This window comes from Nostoc sp. (genome assembly GCF_036917355.1).
In the GTDB taxonomy this organism is placed as follows: domain Bacteria; phylum Cyanobacteriota; class Cyanobacteriia; order Cyanobacteriales; family Nostocaceae; genus Nostoc.
The window spans coordinates 1-22,689 of the sequence record NZ_JBALDP010000028.1 but is presented as its reverse complement, the minus strand read 5'-3'; the positions used below and the strand labels follow the sequence as shown (position 1 = coordinate 22,689).

Here is a 22,689-nt window from a genome sequence, read left to right as displayed (position 1 = left end):
TGGGATGTGGGGTTAGGTAAGAGGTTACAGGTGACAGGGAATAATTTGTACCCTGTAACCTGTACCCTATTCCCTTCTTCTGTCCCCAATCCCCACTTCTAAGCCGTTCTCACCGCCCCAGAGTAAATCAAACCCCGTTGCAGATCCAGCGTTATAATCGCCCCATCTCGAATCACCTGCGTTGCCTGCTTCACGCCGACAATTACTGGTACACCAAGACGCAAGCCAATTACTGCCGCGTGACTTGTGAGACTTTCTTCTTCAGTAATAATCCCGGCAGCTTTCCGAATTGCTTCAACAAAATCGGCACTAGTGCGGGATGCAACCAATATGTCTCCGGGATTAAAGTTACTCACATCCATCCCTGTATTAGCCACCCGTGCGCGACCACTTACTGAACCTTGTCCCAGTCCAATTCCGTGACCTAGTACTGCCGTCACCACCTCTACCTTAATCAAATCTGTAGAGCCAGAAATACCCTGGAGTGTACCAGCCGTCATCACTACTAAATCACCCTGAGACAGTAACTTAAGTTCCTGAGCCACGTTAATCGCAGCTTGAAATGTCTGACCAGTGGAAGGTAATCCTAGCACCAACAACGGTTTGACTCCCCACACCATCTGTAACTGCCGCGCCACATTTACATGGGGTGTCACTGCCAAAATCGGTGTGTGAGGACGGAATTTAGAGACATTGCGAGCTGTTGCTCCCGTTTGCGTTAGGGTCATAATTGCTGCTGCACCTAGTTGTTCGGCAATTTGACCGACAGCTTGACTAATCGCATTAGGAATGGAGCGTCGAGCATCTCTGACAGAACGTAGGTTTAGGTGTTGGGCTTCTTCCTGCTCCATACGTTCGGCAATTCGCGCCATCGTCGCCACTGCTTCTACAGGGAAGCTACCCACGGCGGTTTCGTTGGAGAGCATCACCGCGTCTGTGCCGTCTAAAATCGCATTTGCCACATCCGATACTTCAGCACGAGTAGGACGGGGATTGCTCACCATACTGTCTAACATCTGAGTGGCAGTGATGATCGGAATCCCCAAGCGATTTGCTGTCGCAATTAGCCGCTTTTGGAGTACCGGAACATCTTCCGCTGGCAATTCCACCCCTAAATCGCCTCTGGCAACCATCACGCCATCACACAAAGCCAGAATCGCCTCCATTTGTTCAATGGCTTCGTGCTTTTCAATTTTGGCAACCACTGGCACTTGCTTGCCTGTACTAGAAATTAGTTCTTTAATTTCAATCATGTCCTGGGGATTGCGGACAAAGGAAAGTGCCACCCAATCGACACCCTGATCTAGACCAAACATTAGATCCTCTCGGTCTTTGTCGGTCATTGCCTTAATTGACAGGTAAACGCCAGGAAAGTTTACGCCTTTGTTGTTAGAAAGTTTACCAGGCACGGTGATACGACAATGCAAATCACCTTTATCTCGGTTAATTTCCTCCACCAGCATTTCTACTCGTCCATCATCAAGGAGGATTTTTGCCCCGACTGGAACTTCTTCGGCTAAATAATCGTAGGTGACACAGCTAATTTCTTGCGTACCTACCACCGGACGATTTGTCAAGGTGAAGCGATCGCCTTTTGCTAAAACTATAGACCCATTGTCAAACTTCCCCAAGCGAATTTTTGGGCCCTGCAAGTCTTGGAGAATAGCCACTGGCTGATTTAATTCAAAAGCGGTTTGCCGAATTAAGCGAATACTACGCTGATGGTCGGCATGAGTTCCGTGGGAGAAGTTTAGCCGCAGCGTCGTGGCTCCCGCTTCAATAATCGCCTTGAGCATTTCAGGACTGCTAGTGGCGGGGCCAATAGTAGCGACAATTTTTGTCCGGCGCAGAGAATCTCGTAATTGCATAGGGGCTGAAGTTAGGGAGCTATCTGGGAAGTCATCGTAACTTAAGTGGCATCTCCTTTTCAGTCACTGCTATACCAATAAGATATAAGCAGTTAGATGAGGGTTTATGGGAGAGTGGGGGCTGTGGGATAGACTAGATATAGTACATCAATCTTGTATCCATCCTCCGAACGAAGGAGTTTATTCCATTAACTTCTTGCCGATTGTCATACCCTACTTATCAGTAAAGACTAGGCTTCGTCTGGAATCATAGCGTTATTCATCTGCTGATATGCAAAGCTGTGGATAAATCTTGCTATACAAAAATTTGCAAAACTTTATTATTCAATAATATTTATCGTATATTCGTAATGTCTGCTTAAGAAGGAGTCAATGTTAGAGATGATCGCATCGGAGGCACAAAAGCCACTGACAATCCCACCCAAGGAATTTTTAGCGCCTCCTGGTGATTTCAATCCGACGCTGCTGTTGTTTTCTGTAGCTGTATCCATGCTGGTGTTATCCAACTTTGGTTACTGGCTTTGGGAATGGCCGCACTGGCTATGCTTTTGCGTTAATACTATGGCTTTGCATTGTGCTGGAACAGTAATTCATGATGCCTGTCACCAATCTGCTCATCGCAACCGGGTGATGAATGCGATGTTAGGGCATGGCAGTGCGTTGATGCTAGCTTTTGCTTTTCCAGTCTTTACGCGGGTGCATTTACAGCATCATGGACATGTTAATCATCCTAAAGACGACCCAGATCATTATGTCTCTACGGGTGGGCCACTGTGGCTGATTGCAGTGCGGTTTTTGTACCACGAGGTGTTTTTCTTTCAACGGCGACTGTGGCGTAAATATGAGCTATTAGAATGGTTCATCAGCCGCTTAATTATCGGGGTAATTGTTTATATCTCAGTGCAATACCACTTTTTAGGTTACATTCTCAATTTTTGGTTTATACCAGCTTTTGTGGTGGGCATAGCACTAGGATTATTTTTCGACTATTTACCCCATCGTCCTTTTGCAGAGCGCGATCGCTGGAAAAATGCTCGTGTCTACCCGAACCAAGTTCTCAATATCCTGATTATGGGACAGAATTACCACTTAATTCATCATTTGTGGCCTTCTATTCCTTGGTATAATTATCAGCCTGTATACTATGTGATAAAGCCTCTGTTAGATGAAAAAGGATGTTATCAAACTTCAGGATTGTTGCAGAAAAAGGACTTTTTTGAGTTTGTTTACGACATCTTTTTAGGGATTAGATTTCATCATCAAAAAGAATAGAGTTTTTGCATAGAGCGATGCTTACGATGGGCTGCACCTACTCAAAGGAATGGCTAGCACTGGGAAGTTGATAAAAGTATAAAGTCTATCGTGAGCAAGGCTAGCCTTCATTGTCAACTGAGTGCGATCGCTAAGATAGATGGTTAATTTAGGGACTTATAAATAAAAGGTTACAAACTCTCCTCAGGATTGACTATTTTCCCAAGAAAAAGGACACTTCCTGTTATCTTCTCACGAATAAGAAAGATGAATGGACGATCGACTTTGAAAACTGGTACTGGTAAAGGTGGCTCAGACAAGCATAAATTTACCATCCCCACAGCTGTTGCGGCTGCGGCTTCAGTACCCTCTTCATTTACGTCAACAAAAGCCTGATGGACAACTGCTCCAATGCAAAACCCATTTTCTCTGCCATCCATACCAGAGAAATTAGCTTTATTTTCATCAAAACTATCTCTCATCCCCATCGCAATCAGAGTTTCATTTAATTGAAACTGAGAACTGACTCTGAAACGTGGCAGAAATACACGAACCTCTCTTTCCTGAAGTCCCTCTATCCAATTCGCCAGATTTTTCAGGGTTAAGTTGTCTTCAAGTTCCCTTAGTCCGTTAATCTGTTTGGGTAAGAGAACAAGCATTGATAGATCGTTGCCAACGTAGGGCAACTGAAGAACCTGTAAGTCCTCGGTTTCTTTGTACCCAAATGTCTCCTGCTGCTCCATCATAGGCACTTGAATCTTTTTGGCAGATGTTATCCAAAATGGAGCTGTTTCTGTAAGGGTATTGTCAAACTTATTTTTCCAGTCTCCTTGGAAATAAATAGCATTGACTAAGACCAGACGTGTCAATTCATTGAGAGAATTTGATGGAATCAGATTCTGAATCTTATCCTGAGTTTTTTCTGCAACCCAAGCATTAATAATGTTTTCTGCTGCTTCTGGATCTTTCTGATAATCGACGGCAGTAACTACCACCCCATAATAATTGTTTACGAGGTTTAAAAACTCTTTAAGCAAAGGGTATCCTGTTTGGGGCCATAGTGAATTGGCAGTTCGCAACAGAATTCCTGACCAATCTTGTACTGCTTTTAATTCCATTTCTAGGCAAGCAAATGTTTGGTGAAGTTGTTGCTGCCCCGATGTGAAATGGAGAACTTGAGCTATTTGCCTTTCTGTATCTTTACGAGCACCAGCGTAAGCCATAGCTAATGCTAAAGATATACTGTATGGGGAAAAGAATAGGTTGTTTTCCGTTGGCTTAAGTCTTTCATATAAATCAAGAGCGAAAGCAGTGTTTCCCTTCACAATACTTTCGATGTCTGGATTAACTTCTTCTATAGGAGAATCTTTCATCTTCGGACTGGTTTAAAATTTTTTCACACAGTTATAAGCGACTGTAATAAGTTGCGATCGCCTAAATTGAACTTTACCACTGCAATCAGAAATTATGTAATTATTATTACCTAAAATTTACGTAATTATTTTATGCTTTTTACTTAACTGCTGGCTGTGATGTTTGTAAAATCCGTCGGCTGGAATTGATTCTCACCAAAAAGAATAAAGTTATTGCATAAGATCGCTTGCTCACGGCTGACACTAGGAAAATGATCTAAAAACTGGTCTATTTTTTAACCAACATTACCCGCAGACAACACTTGTTCAACTGTAAGTGCAATTTCTGGGAAAGTTGCAGACACAATTTGCTGACTCCCGCTAAACTCTTGTTCCTCGTACAATCCTTCTGAAAACAATAAAATCGTAATTTTTGACTCTATTGGATCTACAATCCAATATTCAGGAATCTCTAACGCTGCATATTCAGAACGTTTATATCGATAATCGCGTTTTACGGAATCAGGACTGACAACTTCCACTACTAATATCGGCGCAGACTGACAAACAGCAGACTCATCAAGGAATTCCATTACCTGTTCAGCTTTTACAACATAAACATCAGGCAATCTTGACTTTCGCCATCCCGTTCTTACCCCTGCCTCTCTAAAGCATAGCCAAGGTAAACTCAAGCGATTGATTTCTGTGTCAAATGTCTGTTCAAGGAATTTAGCAAGTAGTAAATGTCTAAAAGTTGGCGGATTCATGCGTTCTAGTTTCCCATCCGCCAGTTCATAACGGCTATCAGTACTATTGTTATAAGCGAGATATTCTTCAAAAGAATACAGATGCTCTCTAGTTGTCTGTGTCATCGCGCAACTTTTAAATAAAGGTTTTTTTGAGGTAGTACTCAAAAAATCATGAGGAATTGGACATTGGCTTGTAGTATGGGGAAGTGTGATTGGTCGATTTAAGGCTTGCTGTTACATTGTCGCATTTGGTTTGACTGCAATTGTCCAATACTGAAATGTTTCACCTCCAACCCGATCGCTATTCTCACGGTAGATTTCCCGCAAGCATTCATAAAATGCTTGGGCTTCATTCTCCAATCCAAATGTTATCAAGCACTTTAATATACGGGTGATACGAAGATAATTGTGGTGAAATATACAGACCCATTCGCGTTTACGATTCAAATAGTCTTCTGACTGGCTAACAAGTATTTTTCCGTCATTACTCTGGTGGCGTTGCAACCCATAAAATTTAAGCATTACTGTGAAGGAACGCAGCAAATTCTGACGTAGCTGTGGGTTGCTTTGAAATGCTTGAATTACTTCCTCATCAACGATGGGTGCATCAGAATTGAATGCACTTCTCTCAGCTAAAGGGAACAACCACTGAATGTAATCATGGGTACACTCCAATTCTTCAAAATCCCAAGTCCACATCTCTTGAATTGTCCGACCTTTTGAATCTTGTTGGTGCCCTAAATAGAATGGAACAAGCATTGCACTGAGTTGTTTTTGATGATTCATTGCAAACTCCCTTCACAAATCAACATCTTGATTTTGGGCGCGATCGCCTAACCAATGACCTTAGAATAAAATTTTAAAATGCTGAACCTATTTGACGTTTTCACAATTTGATTTTAAGTATTGTATCTTTTCAGTCATAGACTGCCCAACACCAATTAATACTCTGTGACGATCTTCGCCCAGTAGCCACTCAAACTTTTTCGAGACTATGTAATATTCAAACCCATACATTTCTCCTATTAGATCGGCAATTACCGCGATCTCGCCCTCATAGAGCCAAAAATTACCATGCTTTTTAGTTCTTTTCCAGTCTTCAGCCACAAACCACACTGTTTCTTCTAAAGGTACAAGTTCTTTCAAAACGTCAGGTGCATATTCGAGATGAATTGAGCAAGACGGTTCTTTGAATGAACTCCACCAATAGGAATAATTTAGTCCTTTTTTACCCAAGCTTGTGAATCGCTCAAGAATTGACACCAATATCTGTTCGTATTCATGAAGGCTAACTAACCTGAAATCATTGCAAGAAAGGTTTAGCGTTTTTATGGCTTCTTCAATATCTACTCTGAAATCTAAGCGTTGAGTCATAAAATCTACATCGCTCTAATACGAATTCTCTATAAATGATGACGATTAGTTTTCTTGGAGTTCTTAGCAGTTCGCTTTTATTTATTAATATGAGTATTTTACACTTTTGACTTCACTACTGGCTGTGATGCTTGTAAAAGCTGGGCAAAGTCCAGTCAGGACGCAAGCTAGCGACGTTGCGTAAATAGATATGATGAATTGAGGCGGAGGCTGGCAGATAGGCGTGGATTAAGAACCGAATGCAGCGCTGTAAACTACCTTCAACCTGCATTTGCTGCACATCCAAACATTGCTACATTATCCCAACCAGGACGCGCTCTGGCGATCGCATCTGGAAAAATAGCATTCAAATCGCGTGTCACTAAAAAAGTCACACGAATCATGTCCTTTCTACTTTTTGTGCTATTTCCAATGCCCATAATTTAAAATCCTACCAAACGATGTGAAGGGTTCAAACTCAGGGATGATGAGTAATTAGCAATTAAATTGACAAAATCACACTATAAAGAGTGATATTAAGCGATAGATAGCGCTTGTAAAGGACTAACGGGCATGATTAAATCTTGGATGGTGATTGGGGGCGTGGCTTTCTTGGTTGCTTTAGCCGCGAACGTGATTACGCCTAGCGATCGCCAATGGTTCAAGCGTTTACAACGACCGAGATGGCTAACTTTTGAGGGCGCAATTCCGATTATTTGGACTGTAATATTTATTTGCGGTGCTTGGTCAGCTTATATTGTCTGGGAAAAAGACCCAGGAAGCACCTCAACCTGGTTAATCATGGGTTTATATCTGCTATTAGAAATTGTTACCATTGCCTATACACCTGTAATGTTTAAGCTTCGCAGTCTGAAAGTGGGCACAATTCTCGGTGGTACAGGTTTGATTATTAGTGCTTTATTGATACTTGCAGTCTTAGGTTTTTCTGGTTGGGCAGCCCTATTACTAGTTCCTTATTTGCTCTGGAGTCCTATTGGTACTTATACCACTTGGCAGATGATCCGTCTCAATCCTCAAGATGCCTAAGAATCGCCCCAGAGAATGATTAAAGATATAGCCTAAATTGTCAAACTTGCAGTGTATGACTTGACAAAATACACAAAACTTGAGTGCATTATGATTCCATCTTGGATAATAATTGGGGCTGTAACTTTCTTCATCGCCCTTGGGAGTTTCTTGATTACGCCGCGTGATGTTAAATGGTTTGCAAATTTAAGTCGCCCTCGCTGGCTAGTTTTTGAACCGCTGATTCCGTTCATCTGGACTGTGATTTTTATCAGTGGTGCAGCTTCAGCTTATATTGTCTGGGAAAAAAATCCCGGAAGCCTAATTACTTGGCTATTAATGGCTTTGTATCTTTTGGTGGAAATTATCACCGTCGCCTACATACCTATAATGCTCAGGTTTCGCAGTCTCAAAGTTGGGGAAATTCTTGGGCTAATCGGTTTGATTTCAGGTGTTGTTCTCGCAATCTGCGTTTTACCGATTTCTTTAATGGCGGCGCTGTTACTCCTTCCCTATCTAGTTTGGACTCCCATTGGTACTTACACTACCGACGAATTAAAAGAACTGAATCCTCAAGATGCATAACGCATCTATACAAGCCGTCCATAACGTGCTGTGACAGGATTGGCTGGATTAGATTGATTATTCAGCCAAGCCCACATTTGATCGCCGACAGAGAAATGCCACCATTCTCTAGGATTGCGTTGAAAGCCGGCTTTTAACATTACATCTCGCAATAGTTGACGATGAGTATGATACTTTTGCGTTTCAGAGCGATCGCTATTTGCATAATAATCTGGATGCGATCGCTCTGACATTTCATCAATGGGCGAACCCATATTTACTATTTGTCCTGCATCATCTACTAGCGTTACATCTACTGCTGCACCAGTACTATGAGGAGGCGGAGTTTTTTCATCTAAACTTGGTGCAGCCCAAATTGCATAAACCGCTTCCCAAACCTCTTGGCGTTGGTTTGGGGATAATTCCACATCAGTTAATCCCCTATGCTGCACTGCTTGAGCGAAGCTGTAATCTACCATAAACTGCTGGACTGCGATCGGGCGATAGGCATCAAAAATTTGGATACGCCAGTTAGGATGCAGAAGATTAAGATAATTTTGCGCTTGGATCAAATTTTCAATAACGCTTTGACGGAGATAATAGGGGGAGCGATCGCCATAAGGCGCACCTAATTTTTCATAAGGATGAGGAGATTCCACCGCAAACAATTCTAAAGGAATTGCTATTAGCGGTTCACCACACTCAAAAATTGGGATTTGATGATAAGGTCTCATGCGATAATTCGTAATTCTTAATTCGTAATTTATTTATGTATATTAATAAATTTAACTTTCTTGTACCTCCAATTACGAATTATTAAATGCTCAATCAAAACAAAACACCTTTATTAGATGCCTTAAAAGCCAATGCAGCAAGACCTCATGCGCCTTTTTACACTCCAGGACATAAGCTAGGTGAGGGAGTTTCTCAACCCTTGGCTGATTTACTTGGCAAAGCCGTCTTTCGCGCTGATTTAACTGAATTAGCAGATTTAGATAATCTCTTTGCACCCCAAGGCGTTATTCAAGAAGCACAACAACTTGCATCTGAAGCATTTGGTGCTTTGCAAACATGGTTCCTTGTCAATGGTTCTACCTGTGGGATTGAAGCGGCAATTCTCGCTACCTGTGACACAGGCGATAAAATTATTCTGCCTCGCAATGTGCATTCTTCGGCGATCGCAGGTTTAATTCTCTCTGGTGCAATACCAATTTTTATCCATCCTGAATACGATCCAGTTTTAGATATTGCCCATAGCATCACGCCCAATGCTATACAATCTGCACTCCAACAGCATCCTTATGCCAAAGCAGTGTTGGTAGTTTATCCAACATATTACGGTGTTTGTGGAGATTTGAGTGCGATCGCCAACATCACACATCAATATAATATCCCTCTACTTGTAGATGAGGCACACGGCGCACACTTTGCCTTTCATCCCGAATTACCCACTCCAGCTTTAGCCGCAGGTGCAGATTTAACTGTACAATCTATCCACAAAGTACTTGGTGCAATGACACAGGCATCGATGCTGCACATTCAAGGTAACAGGATTGATTGCGATCGCATCAGTAAAGCTTTGCAGCTCGTACAGTCTACCAGTCCTAGTTATTTACTTTTAGCTTCTTTAGATGCAGCACGTCAACAAATGGCACTCCACGGAAAAATGCTGATGTCTCGCACTTTGCAACTTGCTGAGGAAGCTAGAACCAGAATCAGTCAAATTCCTGGATTATCAGTTTTGGAAATGCCTCAGTTGGCGGGATCTCCCGGCTTTGTAACTTTAGACAAAACGCGACTAACTGTCACTGTTTCTGGTTTAGGTTTAACCGGATTTGAAGCAGATGAAATTCTCGATGAAAAATTTGCCGTTACTGCTGAATTTGCCTCACTGCAACATCTCACCTTTATCATTAGTTTGGGCAACATCCCAGCCGATATTGAACAATTAGTGCAAGGTTTCACCACCCTCGCCAAAGAATATCGACGAAGCAACTTGACTGTTAAAAACCAGGTTTGGCTAAATCTAGACAGAACATTAGATTATGCTTTACAACTTTCTCCCCGTCAAGCTTTTTTTGCTGTCAGTGAAATACTACCTTTGACACAAACCAATAAACGCATCTGTGCTGAAATTGTTTGTCCCTATCCTCCAGGGATTCCTGTGTTAATGCCGGGAGAAGTCATCACCAAATCAGTCCTTGAATACCTACAACAAATTCAGGCTATGGGTGGATTTATCAGCGGTTGCAATGACATTAGCCTCAAAAGTTTGAAAGTTGTGAAATAACCTTATAACTACTGGATTATTCTTCATAAAAGTCTAATTGATAAAGTCAATAGTAAATGTGCGGTTTTTAAAATGAGTTAGGGGAAAATATACAGTATTTATACTAATGTGAAACTTCAATAAAAATAGCTAGTAGACTAGTGCAATCTTTGATTGATAACCATAGGATCATCTTGATGATTCCTAAACTATAAGATGAAATCAAAAACCTATTATATTTGGGGGCAAGTAACAGCTCCGATTGTATTCACTCTAGCGCTGGGTTTCTCAGCAAGAGCGAATGCAGTTGAGTTAGGCGCTGCCTCTGATTACAATGTATTTGTTTTGGGAGATATCTCTCAAAAATATACAGATATCGAAGGAAAAGTTGCTGCTGGCGGTAATATCAATTTCGTCGGCGGACTTGGAAGCAGACTTTCTGGCAATAGCGGCAACGTAGTAGTCGCTGGACAGAATTTAACTTTAAGTAACGGTCAAGTCTACCACGGTAATGCTGTCTATGGAGGCAGCGCCAATGTATCCAGCAATGTGGGATTTCCCCAAGGAACTCTCAGCCAAGGTAATCCCATCGACTTCAATGAAGCAGGGAAACAACTGCGAGGACTATCTGAATATTTGGCAACCTTGACTCCTACTGGTAACACAACAGTTCAACCTTGGGGTGCTATTAACCTTAGTGGTAGTGGTACTGCTTTCAATGTTTTTAATCTTGCAGGCTCATCTGTCTCTAAGACAAACTATTTTGAAATTAAAGGGGACGCAAATTCAACTATCGTTGTCAATATCAGCGGTAAGGATGTGTCACTACAAAACTTTGGGTTTAATATCATTGGCGCAGATAAACAAAAGGTAATCTACAACTTTTATGAAGCGACAAATATAACTGCTAGTGGAATTGGCATCCAAGGTAGTATTCTTGCACCTTTGGCTAATTTAAATTTCAATAACGGTCAAGTTAACGGCAATGTAGTGGTAGCTTCTTTGACAGGAAATGGTGAGTCTCACAACTATCTATTTAATGGGGATCTGCCAGATGTCCCAACGAGGTACTACAATCCGCCTAAGCCTCCCACTCGTATTCAGGTTCCAGAGCCTGCAACTCTTCCAGGTTTAGGATTAATTGCTGTAGTATTTGGTTTGTTTCGCTACAAACGCAATCAAACAACTTGTTTAGAATAATTAAAAATTTTTGGCAGCATAGCGCATGAAGCGAACTTTTGACAGATTTTCGCTCTATGCGCTATTTCCTTGCTCTCTACCTTCTAGAATAAAGATAGACTTTATTGAGATTTGTATAGTTGGGGATCGGCTGTCATGGCTCCCGCCGTTTTAATTCAAAATCTGCAAAAACATTACGGTACAGTGGTTGCCGTCCAGGATGTTTCCTTTCAGGTAGAACCAGGAGAAATTTTTGGTTTACTTGGCCCCAATGGTGCTGGGAAAACTACTACCTTGCGTGCTTTGTGTACGCTGACCACACCGGATGCTGGCAAAATTGAAGTATCTGGCATCTCTGTGTTAGATAATCCCAGAGTCGCAAGACAACGACTAGGCTATGTAGCTCAGGAAGTCGCTATAGATAAGGTGTTGACTGGAAAAGAACTGCTGCAATTGCAAGCAGCACTTTATCACCTTCCAGGCGCAGTAGCCAAACAGCGTATTGAAACGGTATTAGATTTACTCGGTTTGCAAGAATACGCCAACAAAAAGACAGGAACCTACTCAGGCGGTTTACGCAAGCGCCTAGACTTGGCTGCTGGATTGCTCCATGCACCGGATGTTCTGGTATTGGACGAGCCAACTGTAGGACTTGACATAGAAACCCGTTTTGTGGTATGGGATTTCCTAAGAAAATTACGTGCCTCTGGGACGACGGTAGTAATTACCAGCCATTATTTAGAAGAAATTGACGCTTTAGCCGATCGCGTGGCAATTATAGATCGCGGCGTTGTAATTGCAAGTGGTACACCTTCGCAATTGAAAGATCAAGTAGGGGGCGATCGCATCACCTTGCGAATCCGCGAGTTTTCCCCCGTTGAGGAAGCTGAAAAAGCTAAAAACCTCCTGAAACCTTTGCCTTTTGTCCAAGAAGTCATCATCAACAGCGCTCAAGGTAATTCACTCAACTTGGTAGTGACACCTCAAAATGATGTTCTCATTAACATACAGCAAGCGCTGAACACCGCTGGCTTGCCCATATTTGGCATCGCCCAATCTCGCCCCAGCCTCGATGACGTTTATCTCGCTGCCACAGGACGCACCTTATTGGATGCAGAACTCGCAGCTGTCGCCACCCGCGATCCCAAAGCTGAAAAGAAGCAGAATATGAGATAGCTAGGGAGCAGGGGAGCAGGGGAGCAGAGGAGCAGGGGAGAAGTAGCAGTAAGTTTTTCCCCTCCGTACCTCTGCCTCTTGTGCCCAATCTAAAATCCAAAATCTAAAATCCAAAATTGCTATGAGTGTTACTCCTAAGTCTGATATCAATTGGCAACCATTAGCATCGCCACAAGCAGATGCTAATACTGCACCTAACTTTTTCGGTGAATTGGTACAAGAGACGTTGGCTTTAACTCGTCGCTTGTTTATTCAGTTGCAACGCCGTCCCTCGTCTTTAGTTGCTGGAATTATTCAACCAGTAATGTGGTTAGTGCTATTTGGTGCTTTGTTCCAAAATGCTCCCAAGGGTATATTTGGCAATACAACAAATTACGGTCAATTTTTGGCTGCTGGCATCATTGTGTTTACAGCCTTTGCCGGGGCGCTAAATGCTGGTTTACCTGTAATGTTTGACCGCGAATTCGGCTTTTTGAATCGTTTGCTCGTAGCACCGTTAGCCTCGCGATTTTCCATTGTTTTTGCCTCAGCCATCTTTATCATCAGCCAAAGTTTGCTGCAAGCTGCGGTGATTGTAGCAGCAGCTGCATTCTTAGGGGCTGGACTACCCGATGTAGCGGGTTTAAGTGCGATCGCTCTAATTGTCTTACTTTTAGCTTTGGGTGTAACAGCCATCTCCCTCGGTTTAGCTTTCGCTCTACCCGGACACATTGAATTGATTGCAGTGATTTTTGTCACTAACCTACCGTTATTGTTTGCTAGTACTGCTTTAGCACCTCTATCTTTCATGCCTAAGTGGTTGCAAATTGTAGCTACTCTAAATCCTCTCAGTTATGCGATCGAACCCATTCGCTATCTCTATTTCCACAGTAATTGGGAACTAGGTAGTGTAGTGATGCAGGCTCCTTGGGGCGATGTTACCTTTGGGGGAGCATTACTGGTGTTGTTTGGCTTTGCCCTAGTCGCCTTGCTGAGTATTCAACCCCAACTGCGGCGGACTCTGGCTTAAAAAGATAGAATAGATAAATTTTAGGTAGGGTCAAAACCCATGAAAAAACCATTTTTACAAATTACTAGACTTTTTGTAGCTACAGTAGCAGGAATTAGCTTTGCTTCCTTGCTTGTGGCTCAACCAAGTTCGGCTCAAGTCAGCAGCCCAGCCGATGCTTTCCCCAGCAATAGTACAACAGACCAAAATACCGATCCTTTCGCCCGTTCCAACTCAGACAATTTCAATATGTTTGATCTGATTCATCGGGCAAATTTCGGGACTCTCAACTGGGATTCTAACCAACAGAACGAAGAACTAAACTCAGCAGCAGCAGCCTTTAAAGCAAGGCAACAAAAACTAATTCAAGGTCAACAACAGCAACCAACCCTCAGTTTGCCAACGGTTACACAACCATCAGTTACGCCGCCATTGGTGACACCACCATCAGGTAACTGAATCAAACAAAGAACCCCAAGCCTCTAAAGGCTTGGGGCTAAGACCATTTAAAAAATCCTGAATTATCAGATCAGCCCAAGTGCAGCTAAAACATCGCTAGCATGGGTGGTGGTATTTACAGCACTGTCAACATGGGTAATTTTGCCGCTGGGGTCAATTACGTAGGTGACGCGCTTGGCATAACCACCACCATCCACATCGAAAGCTTTGATGAGGGATTTGTCGCTGTCAGCCAGTAGGGGAAAATTCAAATTATATTTTTGGGTGAATGCTTGATGGGAGACTTCATCATCTGCACTGACGCCCAAGATGACAATATCTTTACCTTGATATTGAGACTGGGCATCCCGAAAACTACAGGCTTGTTTGGTGCAGCCTGGCGTGTCATCTTTGGGGTAAAAATACAAAACAACTGTCTTCCCGGCAAAATCAGATAGCGAGACTGTGTTGCCGTTTGTATCTTTGGCGGTAAATGCAGGTGCATCCGTACCAACTGCTAGAGGCATAATTAACCTTTCCTGTTTCAGATTGTTGATGCACTTGAAATTTTACATTAATTTATAATGTTTAAATATAATTACTAAAAAATAGGATAAATATACTTTAGGTAACTAATTTTGGTTTAATGGGGTATTTAGTACGAGAAAAAATATATTATTAAATTAATCTTTATTAGAAGAAAAATTTATACCCATACACGATGCCTGCTGTTGATTCCCAAAACCCAAATATTTTTGTCTATCCTCAAAGCACAGTAGAAAGAGCCGAGCGATCGCTAGTGTGTTCGCCTTTTAATGTATCTTTATTTGAAGTGATGGGCCATCAGAGTGTATCAGTAACTGCGATCGCTCTGGAAAATGGACTCAAGCAGGGCTATACTAAACGCCCTTTATCAGAATTAGCCTGTGATAACGCTTTGGGCTGGTTGATTCAAGTAGGTGTATTGCGCCGAGAGGTCGATGGTCAGGGAATTACAGATAGTTTTCGTCTCACTCCCTTGGGACGCCAGTTAGTGGAACAGTACCAGGGTAAAAATTGGCGTACTCCTTCATGGCGCGATCGTTTCTATGATGCTGTGATTCGTTGGTTACGGATACCTTTTTAGAATAAAAAATCCAAGAGTTAGGATTAGGGAATCAAAGGGAACAATATACACGGAAACATCATATCTATTCATGAAGTCTTTACCATAATCATCCAAGTAGAATTTGTGATGGTTATAGTGGGCATTGGGCACAAGAGGCAGAGGTGCAGAGGAGCGGAGGGGCAGAGGGGAAAAACTTACTGCTACCTCGGTCACTGAGCGTAGCCGAAGTGCTGCTCCCCTGTTGCTCGCTCCTAAAAATTAACTCTGTATCTTGAAAAACTAAGTGATAGCAACTATGAAATCAATTATGGTAGTGGGGACAACATCCCATGCAGGGAAATCACTTTTAACTACAGCTATTTGTCGCATTCTGTCGCGGCGTGGTTGGCGAGTGGCTCCCTTTAAAGGTCAAAATATGGCTTTAAATGCTTATGTCACCGCCAGTGGTGGAGAAATTGGCTATGCTCAAGCAGTACAAGCTTGGGCAGCGGGAGTAGTGCCTTGGGTAGAAATGAACCCAATTCTACTCAAACCTCAAGGGGATATGACTTCCCAAGTAATTATTAAAGGTAGGTCTGTAGGTAAAGTGAGTGCCTCAGATTACTACGAGCAATATTTTGAATTGGGGTGGCGGACAATTGAAGAATCGCTACAGCATTTAGGAACAGAATTTGACTTAGTGGTTTGTGAAGGTGCTGGTAGTCCAGCAGAAATTAACCTCAAGCACCGTGACTTAACTAATATGCGGGTAGCAAAACATTTAAATGCACCAACCATGTTAGTAGTTGATATTGATCGGGGTGGTGCTTTTGCTCATGTCGTTGGAACCTTAGAGTTATTGGAACCAGATGAACGTGCCTTAATTAAAGGTATAGTAATTAATAAGTTTCGAGGGCAGCGATCGCTCTTAGATCCGGGGATAAAATGGTTAGAAGAACGCACAGGTATCCCTGTTATCGGTGTTATACCCTACTTACAAGAAATGTTTCCAGCAGAAGATTCTCTTGACCTGCTAGAACGTCAATCGTCCACGAATAAAGCCCAAACTGACCTCAACATTGCCGTCATCCGCTTACCAAGAATTGCCAATTTCACCGACTTTGACCCACTGGAATCAGAAAGTACAGTTTCAATTAAGTACTTAAGTCCTAAGCAAGATTTGGGACATCCCGATGCCGTGATTATCCCAGGTACAAAGACCACAATTGCTGACTTGCTACTGCTGCAAAAAAGCGGTATGGCAGAAGCTATCCAAAACTACGCTGCTTCTGGGGGAACGGTTTTAGGTATCTGCGGTGGCTATCAAATGCTCGGTCAAATCATCGCCGACCCAGAGGGGATAGAGGGACAAGCGGGCAGATTTCAAGGGTTAAATCTTTTACCAATCAGAACTGTAATTACAGGACAAAAAATTGCCCGTCAGCGCCAAGTTAGCTCAAATTATCCCCAACAAGGTTTACCAGTTAATGGCTTTGAAATCCACCAAGGGCGATCGCGTATCGAACAGCAAGGCATAGATCCCCAATCGTACCATGCCCTATTTGATGATATTAATTTAGGGTTAGTAGATAGCTGTCAATCAGTTTGGGGAAGTTACCTGCACGGGCTTTTTGACAATGGCCCTTGGCGACGGGCTTGGTTAAATCGCCTCCGTCAACAGCGGGGTTTAAAATCTTTGCCTACCGGTGTTGCTAACTATCGAGAACAGCGAGAGCAGATTTTGGACTCTCTAGCCATTGAAGTTGAAAGCCATTTAGACTTAAGCCTGTTTTTGTCTTAAGCTAAAATGCGTTGAAATGTCATTAGTCATTTGCAAAGGACAAAGGACAACTGACAAATGACAACTCTATTAAAAGCGTAATATTGATGATTGTTCGTGTCCGTTTTTTACCAGATGATGTCACAGTAGATGCCGAAGTGGGAGAAGCCCTCTTAGATGTAGCAGACCGGGCTGGGGTTTTTATTCCCACCGGTTGTCTCATGGGGTCTTGTCACGCTTGCACCGTCGAATTAGAGGATGGAGAGATTGTTCGCGCTTGTATTACCGGAGTACCGCCACGCGAGGAATTGACGATTAATTTATTTAGCGATCCAACTTGGTAATCTCAGTCCTGTTATTGACAAGGACTAGTATAGTAAAACAACTCAATGCATAAACAAAAATCTAATCAATGATTAGATGCTTTTGGATAGACAGCAAGGAATATTTAAACCATTGTTTTTTACTGTGGCAATCGCATTTTTTAAGAAAATTGATGCCAAAGAAAATCCGGGAACTGAAGCAAATGCTTTCCCAAGTAGGTTTTACAGAAGTCCCAGGAAAAGGAAGTCATACTAACTGGGTGCATCCCCTCTATAGTGGAAAAATCACGATTTCAGGCAAAGACGGAGCAGATGCTAAACGCTACCAAGAGAAGGAAGTCAAACAGGCAATTGAAGAAGTAGAAGGGAAAGAAAAAGATGAGTAAGCTTAAGTACCAAATGATTATTCAATGGTCTGACGAAGATGATTGCTTCTTAGTAGGATTCCCTGATTTTCCAGGACAACGCTGGCGGACTCATGGGGATACTTACGAGTTAGCTGTGGCAAATGGAATTGAAGCTTTAGAGTCTCTAATTATTGCTTACGAAGCTGTAGGTGATCCACTTCCAGAACCAACAGTAGAAACAAACGAAAAAAAGCAAAATCAAATTAATGAAATTTATCATGCGATAGGAGAATTCGTTGTTGAATTTGAACATATATGTTTTGCAGTTCAAACAACTTCTATATTTTTACTTCAGAAAAATGGTTTAAACAATCAAAATATTGCACGACTTTTTCTATATAAAGAAACAGCTGGTCATCTTAAAGAGAAATTTAAAGATTTAATCTATATATCAGGATTTTTTGATCAAGAAGAATTAGGAATTATTACAAATATTTTAGAGAGGTTTCAAAAATTAATAGACAAACGAAATGATATTATACATGGTACATGGTTTATTGGTTCTAATCATTCAGAGATAAATGATTATGCAACTGCTGAAAGATTAAAACTGCACAAACATAAAGATGGTTTTATAGCTAAAACTTTTATCAATAAACTTGATGATTTTAGAAACCTAACTGAAGAAGCAAGAATATTATCCTCAATTTTTACCGTAATTAGTATACCTTTTATAGTTGATAATAAATCACTTAGTATCAAGAATTTACTTGATGTAAATGACGGATTAATCTCAGTAAAAGAAGGTATTAGTGTTGAAAGACCTTGGACTGATAACTCCTAACTCTTCTTAGGCAGTAAGAAATAAAATATTAAATATTCCTACTGCCTATTTTCGATATCTAATATCAATTAGCTTTAACATTCAGCGCGTATTCTTTAAACCTTTCCAAATCAGCTTGAATTGTCGATTCAACTATTCGCCCCAAAAACAAGTTATCCATAATTTTGCCAAGAATGCCGGGGATAGCATAGGAAATAGTCATTTTCACAATGCTACTATTGTGGCGATCGTAAAAGCGAATCGCTCCCTGATTTGGCAAACCATCAACGGATTCCCATTGGATAATTTGGTTGGGAATAACTTTGAGAATTCGGGATTGCCAATTAAATTCTAGACTGCCAGTTTTTAATTTCCAAAGAGATATATCTGGATTATCTGGCGGAATTTTCACTGAATCAATCCACTTCATCCACCGGGGCATTTGCTCTAAATCAGACCAGAGGCTCCATACTAAATCTATGGGAGCCTCTACTTCTACCTGCACAGTATGCTCTAACCAGTCTGGCATTTCTCTTTTTCCTTCTCTACGAGATGCTTTGCGATCGCGTTCTTGGCACTCTTTGGAGTTCGTTATTTCTTGAAACTTTCCAAAATCACTTTTGCCGCACGTCGTCCAGAAATAGTAGCACCTTCCATGCTATCGATGTAGTCTTGCTGAGTATAACTGCCGGCAAGGAAGAAATTATCTACTGGTGTTTTTTGGTTGGGACGGTACGCATCCATCCCTGGCGCTTCTCGGTAGAGAGACTGAGCAAGCTTTACAACACTGTACCAAGTCATATTTAGCTCCCGCGACGAGGGAAAAAGTTCATGGACTTGCTTGAGAACATGCTGTGCGATCGCTTCATTACTTTGGGCAATAAACGGATCTCCCGGTGTCAGCACTAGCTGTAACAAAGATCCCTGTCCTGGGCGATAATAATCAGCAGGGCTAGTCAACGCTAAATCGGCAAAACAAGAAAAGTCAGCATCGGCTGTGTAAAGTAAATTATCGATTCCAGCCGCATGGTTTAGCTGTTTACGTTGTTCTCCATCATTCAGTTCTGTTACCCAACCATCAAAGCGTAACTGCACTGTAGCCACTGGCACTGCATCCAGTTTGTAAATATTGTCAAATTCTGACCACTTACGCCACTCCTGGGGTAGGATGCGTTGAATTCCTGGAACATCACAGGCAAAAACGTAAGCATCAGCAGCGATCGTTTCTACTGCATCACCTTGGGCAACTACTATACCAGTGACACGGGTTTGTTCGGCTGACTCAGTAAACTGAATTTCCCGAACTTGCCGACGCGTGTAAATTTTGGTGCCTCTAGCTTCCAGATATTCCAGAATCGGCTTGTGTAAATATTCAGATGGAGAACCTTCTAGCATTCGCAAAACTGAAGCTTCAGTTCTAACTGCAAATAGCTGGAATATGGTTAACATACAACGGGCAGACATATTTTCGCAATCAATAAATCCCAATGCGTAAGCAATGGGGTTCCACATCCGCTTGATGCTGCCATTACTCCCACCATGACTGCGAAACCAATCGGCAAAACTAACTTTATCTAAATTGCGGATAGTTTTCATCGCCCCATTAAAGTCTACCAATCCGCGAACTATCGGACTAGTACCCAAAGCGATCGCATTTTGCAATTTATCCTGCAACGATAGTTGGGAAGTTGTGAAAAATGCCTTTAAGCCATTGAAAGGCGCACCTGTAATAAAACGAAAATCTAAAGCACCAGTGCGCCCCCCTTTATTAATAAAAGTGTGGGTATGTTCCTTGAGGCGTAAGTTTTCTAACACCCCCACTTTTTTCATTAAGTCAAATAGTTGGTAGTAGCACCCGAAAAATACATGCAACCCCATTTCTAGATGGTTGCCATCTCCATCAACCCAACTGCCAACTTTACCGCCGACAAACGGACGAGACTCAAAAATCTCTATTTCACAACCAGCATCAGCTAAATCTACTGCGGTTGCTAGCCCAGCCAGTCCCGCACCTACGATTGCAACACGCATTCCGTCGTTCCTTTTCAGTTTCTTTACAGATTGTAACTGGGTTGGTGTCGGAATTTGCTACTTAATATCAACTCTAGCAGCATATTAAGGCTTGCCAATATCGATACTAAAACTTCTTTGATTACTTTTTATTAATCCCGGTAAATGACCAGACGCGATAAAAACGCGTCTGTATCATCTAGACAAACTTTTGTCCATAGCGACGGAGTCTCAAAAGTATCAGAGATATTTTTTTGTTGGCAAAGCTGTTTTCTGGATAATGTTGTGAAATTAACTTCTTAGTTGTTTGCATCTTTGTTGTCGTCAGAGACAGGCAAACTTCTAATCAGTTCACGAATCACATCAGTTGCAGGTCTACCTGTTTGTTGGCAATATTTTTCTAGTTTTTCCGCTTCCTGCGTTGCGAGATTAACTGTTATGCGTTTAACGGCCCATTTTTTATTTGTCATTATCATGCTATTTGCTGTATATTTAACTGGTCGAAAGAGTCTAAATTAAAGAGGGAACCGATAAGGTTATCAGAGTTTGTCTCAGGAAACAAGTAATACCATTAATATTAAAAATGTTTGTTTTGTCAAAGGATTGATCATTTTCTAAAAAAATCAAAATACTACACTTTATTTGTTACTATTGTGACAGCATAAATAGCACATAGTTGCTTTTGAAGATAATAACCCTACTAACAGCATGAGTAAAGCCTGACAATGAATTTTTATAAAGGAATTCGAGACACCTACCATTGACTCAATGAAGATTTCCAAAGTTATTCTCTGTTGAAAGCATTTGACCTTCTCTCTTAACTAAGTTCACCAAACCTGCTTAGAGAGAGCATCTGCTAGAACCCCAAAAAATAAAGCTTCAGAATCATTATCATGCTGAAATTCTGGCTTACAGGCGGGTTAGAGTGGTGTGTATAGAGCGTGAATAGTCACTCTTGTTAGTAGGCAAATAAGCGACAAACACTTATCTGTAACCATACTGTAACCAAGAAGTTAAGAGCTACTTGAACAGTTATGAATTTTGGCTTACCTCGATCAAGCTGATTGCTTTTCAGTGCCAATATAGTAGCCAGAAAAAGGGGATAACGCTCAGTCTACTGAGTGTAAATTGCCAAGTATCTTAGTAAATTTTGACAGCAATACCTGTAATTTCACACAGACAAATTAATCCAGAATCTATGTGATGTTACTTGACTGTTGCCGATAATAATATTTTAGTTTTGTTTCATACTTTTACAATAAATTATCGTCAGAATGCAATGAAATTTTGCATATTTTTTATCTTCATTTTAGAGATTTAGCTTGCCTTAAAATCAGCAATTTTTTGCGATTTTTAGTGTTCATCTATCTGGATGTTATATAAATCATTTTTAGCCAAGCAGGGCGCTAGAAGTTTGACATAAAATCTTTTCCTCATATCTAAGCCAAGAGATAAATTACTGCCAATAAAATTTTGATTACAACTACTTTTTTATCTGGTAAGTACACCTATAAAAAGAATCGTATATTTTAATTTTTTCGGCAGTGTGTTTATTATAGCTATTATTTACGCACTTTAAATAATCTTCATTTAGACACTAACTAAGCTATTTTTCATCCTTTATAAAAAAATTACAAAGAAAAATATATGCATTTGAACTTTTGCTTAATGATATTGATATATAACAGGATGCTAAACTCAAAAACTTGTTAAAAAAAAGATTCCAATCTCTAAGTGCATCAGTTAGGTTTGATTCAAGCAGTCTTTGTAGATAAATTTTTAATTTTTTGTAGTTATTTATACTGAGTAATAGTTACATAAAATGACTAGAAAACGATGAGAATACAGGTACTTCATGAAATTTAGGTAAAGTTAGCTTCTCATGATTGGTCGCTTATGAGTATTGACACATACATGAATATTCAATTACAAAGCGCCGCGCCCTGATAGGTAGGCGGATGACGAAGACTGAGTGGAACCGGAAACGCTCTGCCTCGGACTAAAAGACTGCCTATAGAACCCATTTGACATCTTTTACTGTGTTGAAGTAAAGTGAGCGCAAAAGTTGTATAAAGTAGTAATGCCATACTCTAGCAGCCTCACAGA

At 41.3% G+C, this 22,689-nt stretch carries 22 protein-coding genes and 2 pseudogenes; 13 read left to right on the top strand and 11 right to left on the bottom strand.

Features of this window, described 5'->3' with window-relative positions; genetic code table 11:
* Positions 1-98: 98 nt before the first annotated feature.
* Entirely contained in the window at positions 99-1,868 is a 1,770-nt protein-coding gene (gene pyk / locus V7K53_RS08265) for a pyruvate kinase (protein WP_335197070.1), read from the bottom strand.
* A gap of 381 nt (positions 1,869-2,249) precedes the next feature.
* Between pyk and crtR the strand changes: the two genes are divergently transcribed.
* Positions 2,250-3,140: a beta-carotene hydroxylase gene (gene crtR, locus V7K53_RS08260; RefSeq protein ID WP_335197090.1), complete on the top strand. Its 891-nt coding sequence runs from the start codon at positions 2,250-2,252 to the stop codon at positions 3,138-3,140.
* Positions 3,141-3,310: 170 nt separating this feature from the next.
* Here crtR and V7K53_RS08255 read toward each other — a convergent pair whose 3' ends face one another.
* The 5 genes and pseudogenes from V7K53_RS08255 to aroH all read right to left on the bottom strand — a co-directional run.
* On the bottom strand, positions 3,311-4,492 hold the full coding sequence (locus V7K53_RS08255; protein ID WP_335197069.1) for a serpin family protein: 1,182 nt from the start codon (positions 4,490-4,492) through the stop codon (positions 3,311-3,313).
* Between the two features lie 275 nt (positions 4,493-4,767).
* On the bottom strand, positions 4,768-5,343 hold the full coding sequence (locus V7K53_RS08250; RefSeq protein WP_335197068.1) for a Uma2 family endonuclease: 576 nt from the start codon (positions 5,341-5,343) through the stop codon (positions 4,768-4,770).
* A 111-nt stretch (positions 5,344-5,454) separates the two neighbouring features.
* Positions 5,455-6,006 carry an opioid growth factor receptor-related protein gene (locus V7K53_RS08245; RefSeq protein ID WP_335197067.1) on the bottom strand — a complete coding sequence of 184 codons (552 nt, stop codon included), beginning with the start codon at positions 6,004-6,006 and terminating at the stop codon, positions 5,455-5,457.
* A gap of 87 nt (positions 6,007-6,093) precedes the next feature.
* Positions 6,094-6,594, bottom strand: a complete 501-nt coding sequence (locus tag V7K53_RS08240; protein ID WP_335197066.1) for a DUF6756 family protein — start codon at positions 6,592-6,594, stop codon at positions 6,094-6,096.
* A gap of 98 nt (positions 6,595-6,692) precedes the next feature.
* A pseudogene (aroH, locus tag V7K53_RS08235) lies at positions 6,693-6,983 on the bottom strand (chorismate mutase); the annotation flags it as partial.
* A gap of 163 nt (positions 6,984-7,146) precedes the next feature.
* On the opposite strand from aroH, the gene V7K53_RS08230 reads away from it, so the two are divergent.
* Positions 7,147-7,620 (top strand): TspO/MBR family protein, encoded by a 474-nt coding sequence (locus tag V7K53_RS08230; RefSeq protein WP_322638266.1) that lies wholly within the window; start codon positions 7,147-7,149, stop codon positions 7,618-7,620.
* Between the two features lie 90 nt (positions 7,621-7,710).
* Positions 7,711-8,184, top strand: a complete 474-nt coding sequence (locus V7K53_RS08225; protein WP_335197065.1) for a TspO/MBR family protein — start codon at positions 7,711-7,713, stop codon at positions 8,182-8,184.
* Positions 8,185-8,189: 5 nt separating this feature from the next.
* On the opposite strand, the gene V7K53_RS08220 is transcribed toward V7K53_RS08225, so the two are convergent.
* Positions 8,190-8,897 (bottom strand): M15 family metallopeptidase, encoded by a 708-nt coding sequence (locus V7K53_RS08220; RefSeq protein ID WP_335197064.1) that lies wholly within the window; start codon positions 8,895-8,897, stop codon positions 8,190-8,192.
* A gap of 86 nt (positions 8,898-8,983) precedes the next feature.
* On the opposite strand from V7K53_RS08220, the gene V7K53_RS08215 reads away from it, so the two are divergent.
* From V7K53_RS08215 to V7K53_RS08195, 5 genes are all read left to right on the top strand, one after another.
* The gene (locus tag V7K53_RS08215) at positions 8,984-10,453 is read left to right on the top strand and encodes an aminotransferase class I/II-fold pyridoxal phosphate-dependent enzyme (RefSeq protein WP_335197063.1); all 1,470 of its coding nucleotides are present in this window, start codon (positions 8,984-8,986) and stop codon (positions 10,451-10,453) included.
* 195 nt (positions 10,454-10,648) lie between these two features.
* Positions 10,649-11,632, top strand: coding sequence for a choice-of-anchor A family protein (locus V7K53_RS08210; RefSeq protein ID WP_335197062.1), 984 nt, complete (start codon positions 10,649-10,651; stop codon positions 11,630-11,632).
* Positions 11,633-11,767: 135 nt separating this feature from the next.
* On the top strand, positions 11,768-12,787 hold the full coding sequence (locus V7K53_RS08205; protein ID WP_335197061.1) for an ABC transporter ATP-binding protein: 1,020 nt from the start codon (positions 11,768-11,770) through the stop codon (positions 12,785-12,787).
* A gap of 121 nt (positions 12,788-12,908) precedes the next feature.
* Positions 12,909-13,796 carry an ABC transporter permease gene (locus V7K53_RS08200; RefSeq protein WP_335197060.1) on the top strand — a complete coding sequence of 296 codons (888 nt, stop codon included), beginning with the start codon at positions 12,909-12,911 and terminating at the stop codon, positions 13,794-13,796.
* A 39-nt stretch (positions 13,797-13,835) separates the two neighbouring features.
* Complete coding sequence (locus V7K53_RS08195) at positions 13,836-14,234, top strand: hypothetical protein (RefSeq protein WP_335197059.1); 399 nt, start codon at positions 13,836-13,838, stop codon at positions 14,232-14,234.
* 65 nt (positions 14,235-14,299) lie between these two features.
* Here V7K53_RS08195 and V7K53_RS08190 read toward each other — a convergent pair whose 3' ends face one another.
* Complete coding sequence (locus tag V7K53_RS08190) at positions 14,300-14,740, bottom strand: peroxiredoxin (protein WP_099101976.1); 441 nt, start codon at positions 14,738-14,740, stop codon at positions 14,300-14,302.
* 194 nt (positions 14,741-14,934) lie between these two features.
* Here V7K53_RS08190 and V7K53_RS08185 point away from each other — a divergent pair, with 194 nt between their 5' ends.
* The 5 genes and pseudogenes from V7K53_RS08185 to V7K53_RS08165 form a co-directional block, all read left to right on the top strand.
* Complete coding sequence (locus V7K53_RS08185; protein ID WP_335197058.1) at positions 14,935-15,339, top strand: Npun_F0494 family protein; 405 nt, start codon at positions 14,935-14,937, stop codon at positions 15,337-15,339.
* Positions 15,340-15,616: 277 nt separating this feature from the next.
* Positions 15,617-17,101 carry a cobyric acid synthase CobQ gene (gene cobQ, locus V7K53_RS08180; RefSeq protein WP_335197057.1) on the top strand — a complete coding sequence of 495 codons (1,485 nt, stop codon included), beginning with the start codon at positions 15,617-15,619 and terminating at the stop codon, positions 17,099-17,101.
* Positions 17,102-17,187: 86 nt separating this feature from the next.
* Positions 17,188-17,424 (top strand): 2Fe-2S iron-sulfur cluster-binding protein, encoded by a 237-nt coding sequence (locus V7K53_RS08175; protein WP_289798882.1) that lies wholly within the window; start codon positions 17,188-17,190, stop codon positions 17,422-17,424.
* A gap of 152 nt (positions 17,425-17,576) precedes the next feature.
* Positions 17,577-17,789: a type II toxin-antitoxin system HicA family toxin gene (locus V7K53_RS08170; RefSeq protein ID WP_229484349.1), complete on the top strand. Its 213-nt coding sequence runs from the start codon at positions 17,577-17,579 to the stop codon at positions 17,787-17,789.
* Positions 17,782-17,985: pseudogene (locus tag V7K53_RS08165) on the top strand (type II toxin-antitoxin system HicB family antitoxin); the annotation flags it as partial. The gene V7K53_RS08170 and the pseudogene V7K53_RS08165, both read left to right, overlap by 8 nt.
* A gap of 673 nt (positions 17,986-18,658) precedes the next feature.
* Here V7K53_RS08165 and V7K53_RS08160 read toward each other — a convergent pair.
* From V7K53_RS08160 to V7K53_RS08150, 3 genes are all read right to left on the bottom strand, one after another.
* Complete coding sequence (locus tag V7K53_RS08160) at positions 18,659-19,102, bottom strand: SRPBCC family protein (protein WP_292786899.1); 444 nt, start codon at positions 19,100-19,102, stop codon at positions 18,659-18,661.
* 62 nt (positions 19,103-19,164) lie between these two features.
* A complete protein-coding gene (gene zds, locus V7K53_RS08155; RefSeq protein WP_335197056.1) occupies positions 19,165-20,604 on the bottom strand; it encodes a 9,9'-di-cis-zeta-carotene desaturase in 1,440 nt (479 codons plus the stop codon).
* A 278-nt stretch (positions 20,605-20,882) separates the two neighbouring features.
* Positions 20,883-21,059: a CopG family transcriptional regulator gene (locus V7K53_RS08150; RefSeq protein ID WP_289798878.1), complete on the bottom strand. Its 177-nt coding sequence runs from the start codon at positions 21,057-21,059 to the stop codon at positions 20,883-20,885.
* Positions 21,060-22,689 lie beyond the last annotated feature (1,630 nt).

What these genes read in the sequence shown, in the direction of transcription:
- pyk (WP_335197070.1), bottom strand. Translation starts at nt 1,868, where the DNA reads ATGCAATTACGAGATTCTCTGCGCCGGACAAAAATTGTCGCTACTATT.
- crtR (WP_335197090.1), top strand. Translation starts at nt 2,250, where the DNA reads ATGATCGCATCGGAGGCACAAAAGCCACTGACAATCCCACCCAAGGAA.
- V7K53_RS08255 (WP_335197069.1), bottom strand. Translation starts at nt 4,492, where the DNA reads ATGAAAGATTCTCCTATAGAAGAAGTTAATCCAGACATCGAAAGTATT.
- V7K53_RS08250 (WP_335197068.1), bottom strand. Translation starts at nt 5,343, where the DNA reads ATGACACAGACAACTAGAGAGCATCTGTATTCTTTTGAAGAATATCTC.
- V7K53_RS08245 (WP_335197067.1), bottom strand. Translation starts at nt 6,006, where the DNA reads ATGAATCATCAAAAACAACTCAGTGCAATGCTTGTTCCATTCTATTTA.
- V7K53_RS08240 (WP_335197066.1), bottom strand. Translation starts at nt 6,594, where the DNA reads ATGACTCAACGCTTAGATTTCAGAGTAGATATTGAAGAAGCCATAAAA.
- V7K53_RS08230 (WP_322638266.1), top strand. Translation starts at nt 7,147, where the DNA reads ATGATTAAATCTTGGATGGTGATTGGGGGCGTGGCTTTCTTGGTTGCT.
- V7K53_RS08225 (WP_335197065.1), top strand. Translation starts at nt 7,711, where the DNA reads ATGATTCCATCTTGGATAATAATTGGGGCTGTAACTTTCTTCATCGCC.
- V7K53_RS08220 (WP_335197064.1), bottom strand. Translation starts at nt 8,897, where the DNA reads ATGAGACCTTATCATCAAATCCCAATTTTTGAGTGTGGTGAACCGCTA.
- V7K53_RS08215 (WP_335197063.1), top strand. Translation starts at nt 8,984, where the DNA reads ATGCTCAATCAAAACAAAACACCTTTATTAGATGCCTTAAAAGCCAAT.
- V7K53_RS08210 (WP_335197062.1), top strand. Translation starts at nt 10,649, where the DNA reads ATGAAATCAAAAACCTATTATATTTGGGGGCAAGTAACAGCTCCGATT.
- V7K53_RS08205 (WP_335197061.1), top strand. Translation starts at nt 11,768, where the DNA reads ATGGCTCCCGCCGTTTTAATTCAAAATCTGCAAAAACATTACGGTACA.
- V7K53_RS08200 (WP_335197060.1), top strand. Translation starts at nt 12,909, where the DNA reads ATGAGTGTTACTCCTAAGTCTGATATCAATTGGCAACCATTAGCATCG.
- V7K53_RS08195 (WP_335197059.1), top strand. Translation starts at nt 13,836, where the DNA reads ATGAAAAAACCATTTTTACAAATTACTAGACTTTTTGTAGCTACAGTA.
- V7K53_RS08190 (WP_099101976.1), bottom strand. Translation starts at nt 14,740, where the DNA reads ATGCCTCTAGCAGTTGGTACGGATGCACCTGCATTTACCGCCAAAGAT.
- V7K53_RS08185 (WP_335197058.1), top strand. Translation starts at nt 14,935, where the DNA reads ATGCCTGCTGTTGATTCCCAAAACCCAAATATTTTTGTCTATCCTCAA.
- cobQ (WP_335197057.1), top strand. Translation starts at nt 15,617, where the DNA reads ATGAAATCAATTATGGTAGTGGGGACAACATCCCATGCAGGGAAATCA.
- V7K53_RS08175 (WP_289798882.1), top strand. Translation starts at nt 17,188, where the DNA reads ATGATTGTTCGTGTCCGTTTTTTACCAGATGATGTCACAGTAGATGCC.
- V7K53_RS08170 (WP_229484349.1), top strand. Translation starts at nt 17,577, where the DNA reads ATGCCAAAGAAAATCCGGGAACTGAAGCAAATGCTTTCCCAAGTAGGT.
- V7K53_RS08160 (WP_292786899.1), bottom strand. Translation starts at nt 19,102, where the DNA reads ATGCCAGACTGGTTAGAGCATACTGTGCAGGTAGAAGTAGAGGCTCCC.
- zds (WP_335197056.1), bottom strand. Translation starts at nt 20,604, where the DNA reads ATGCGTGTTGCAATCGTAGGTGCGGGACTGGCTGGGCTAGCAACCGCA.
- V7K53_RS08150 (WP_289798878.1), bottom strand. Translation starts at nt 21,059, where the DNA reads ATGATAATGACAAATAAAAAATGGGCCGTTAAACGCATAACAGTTAAT.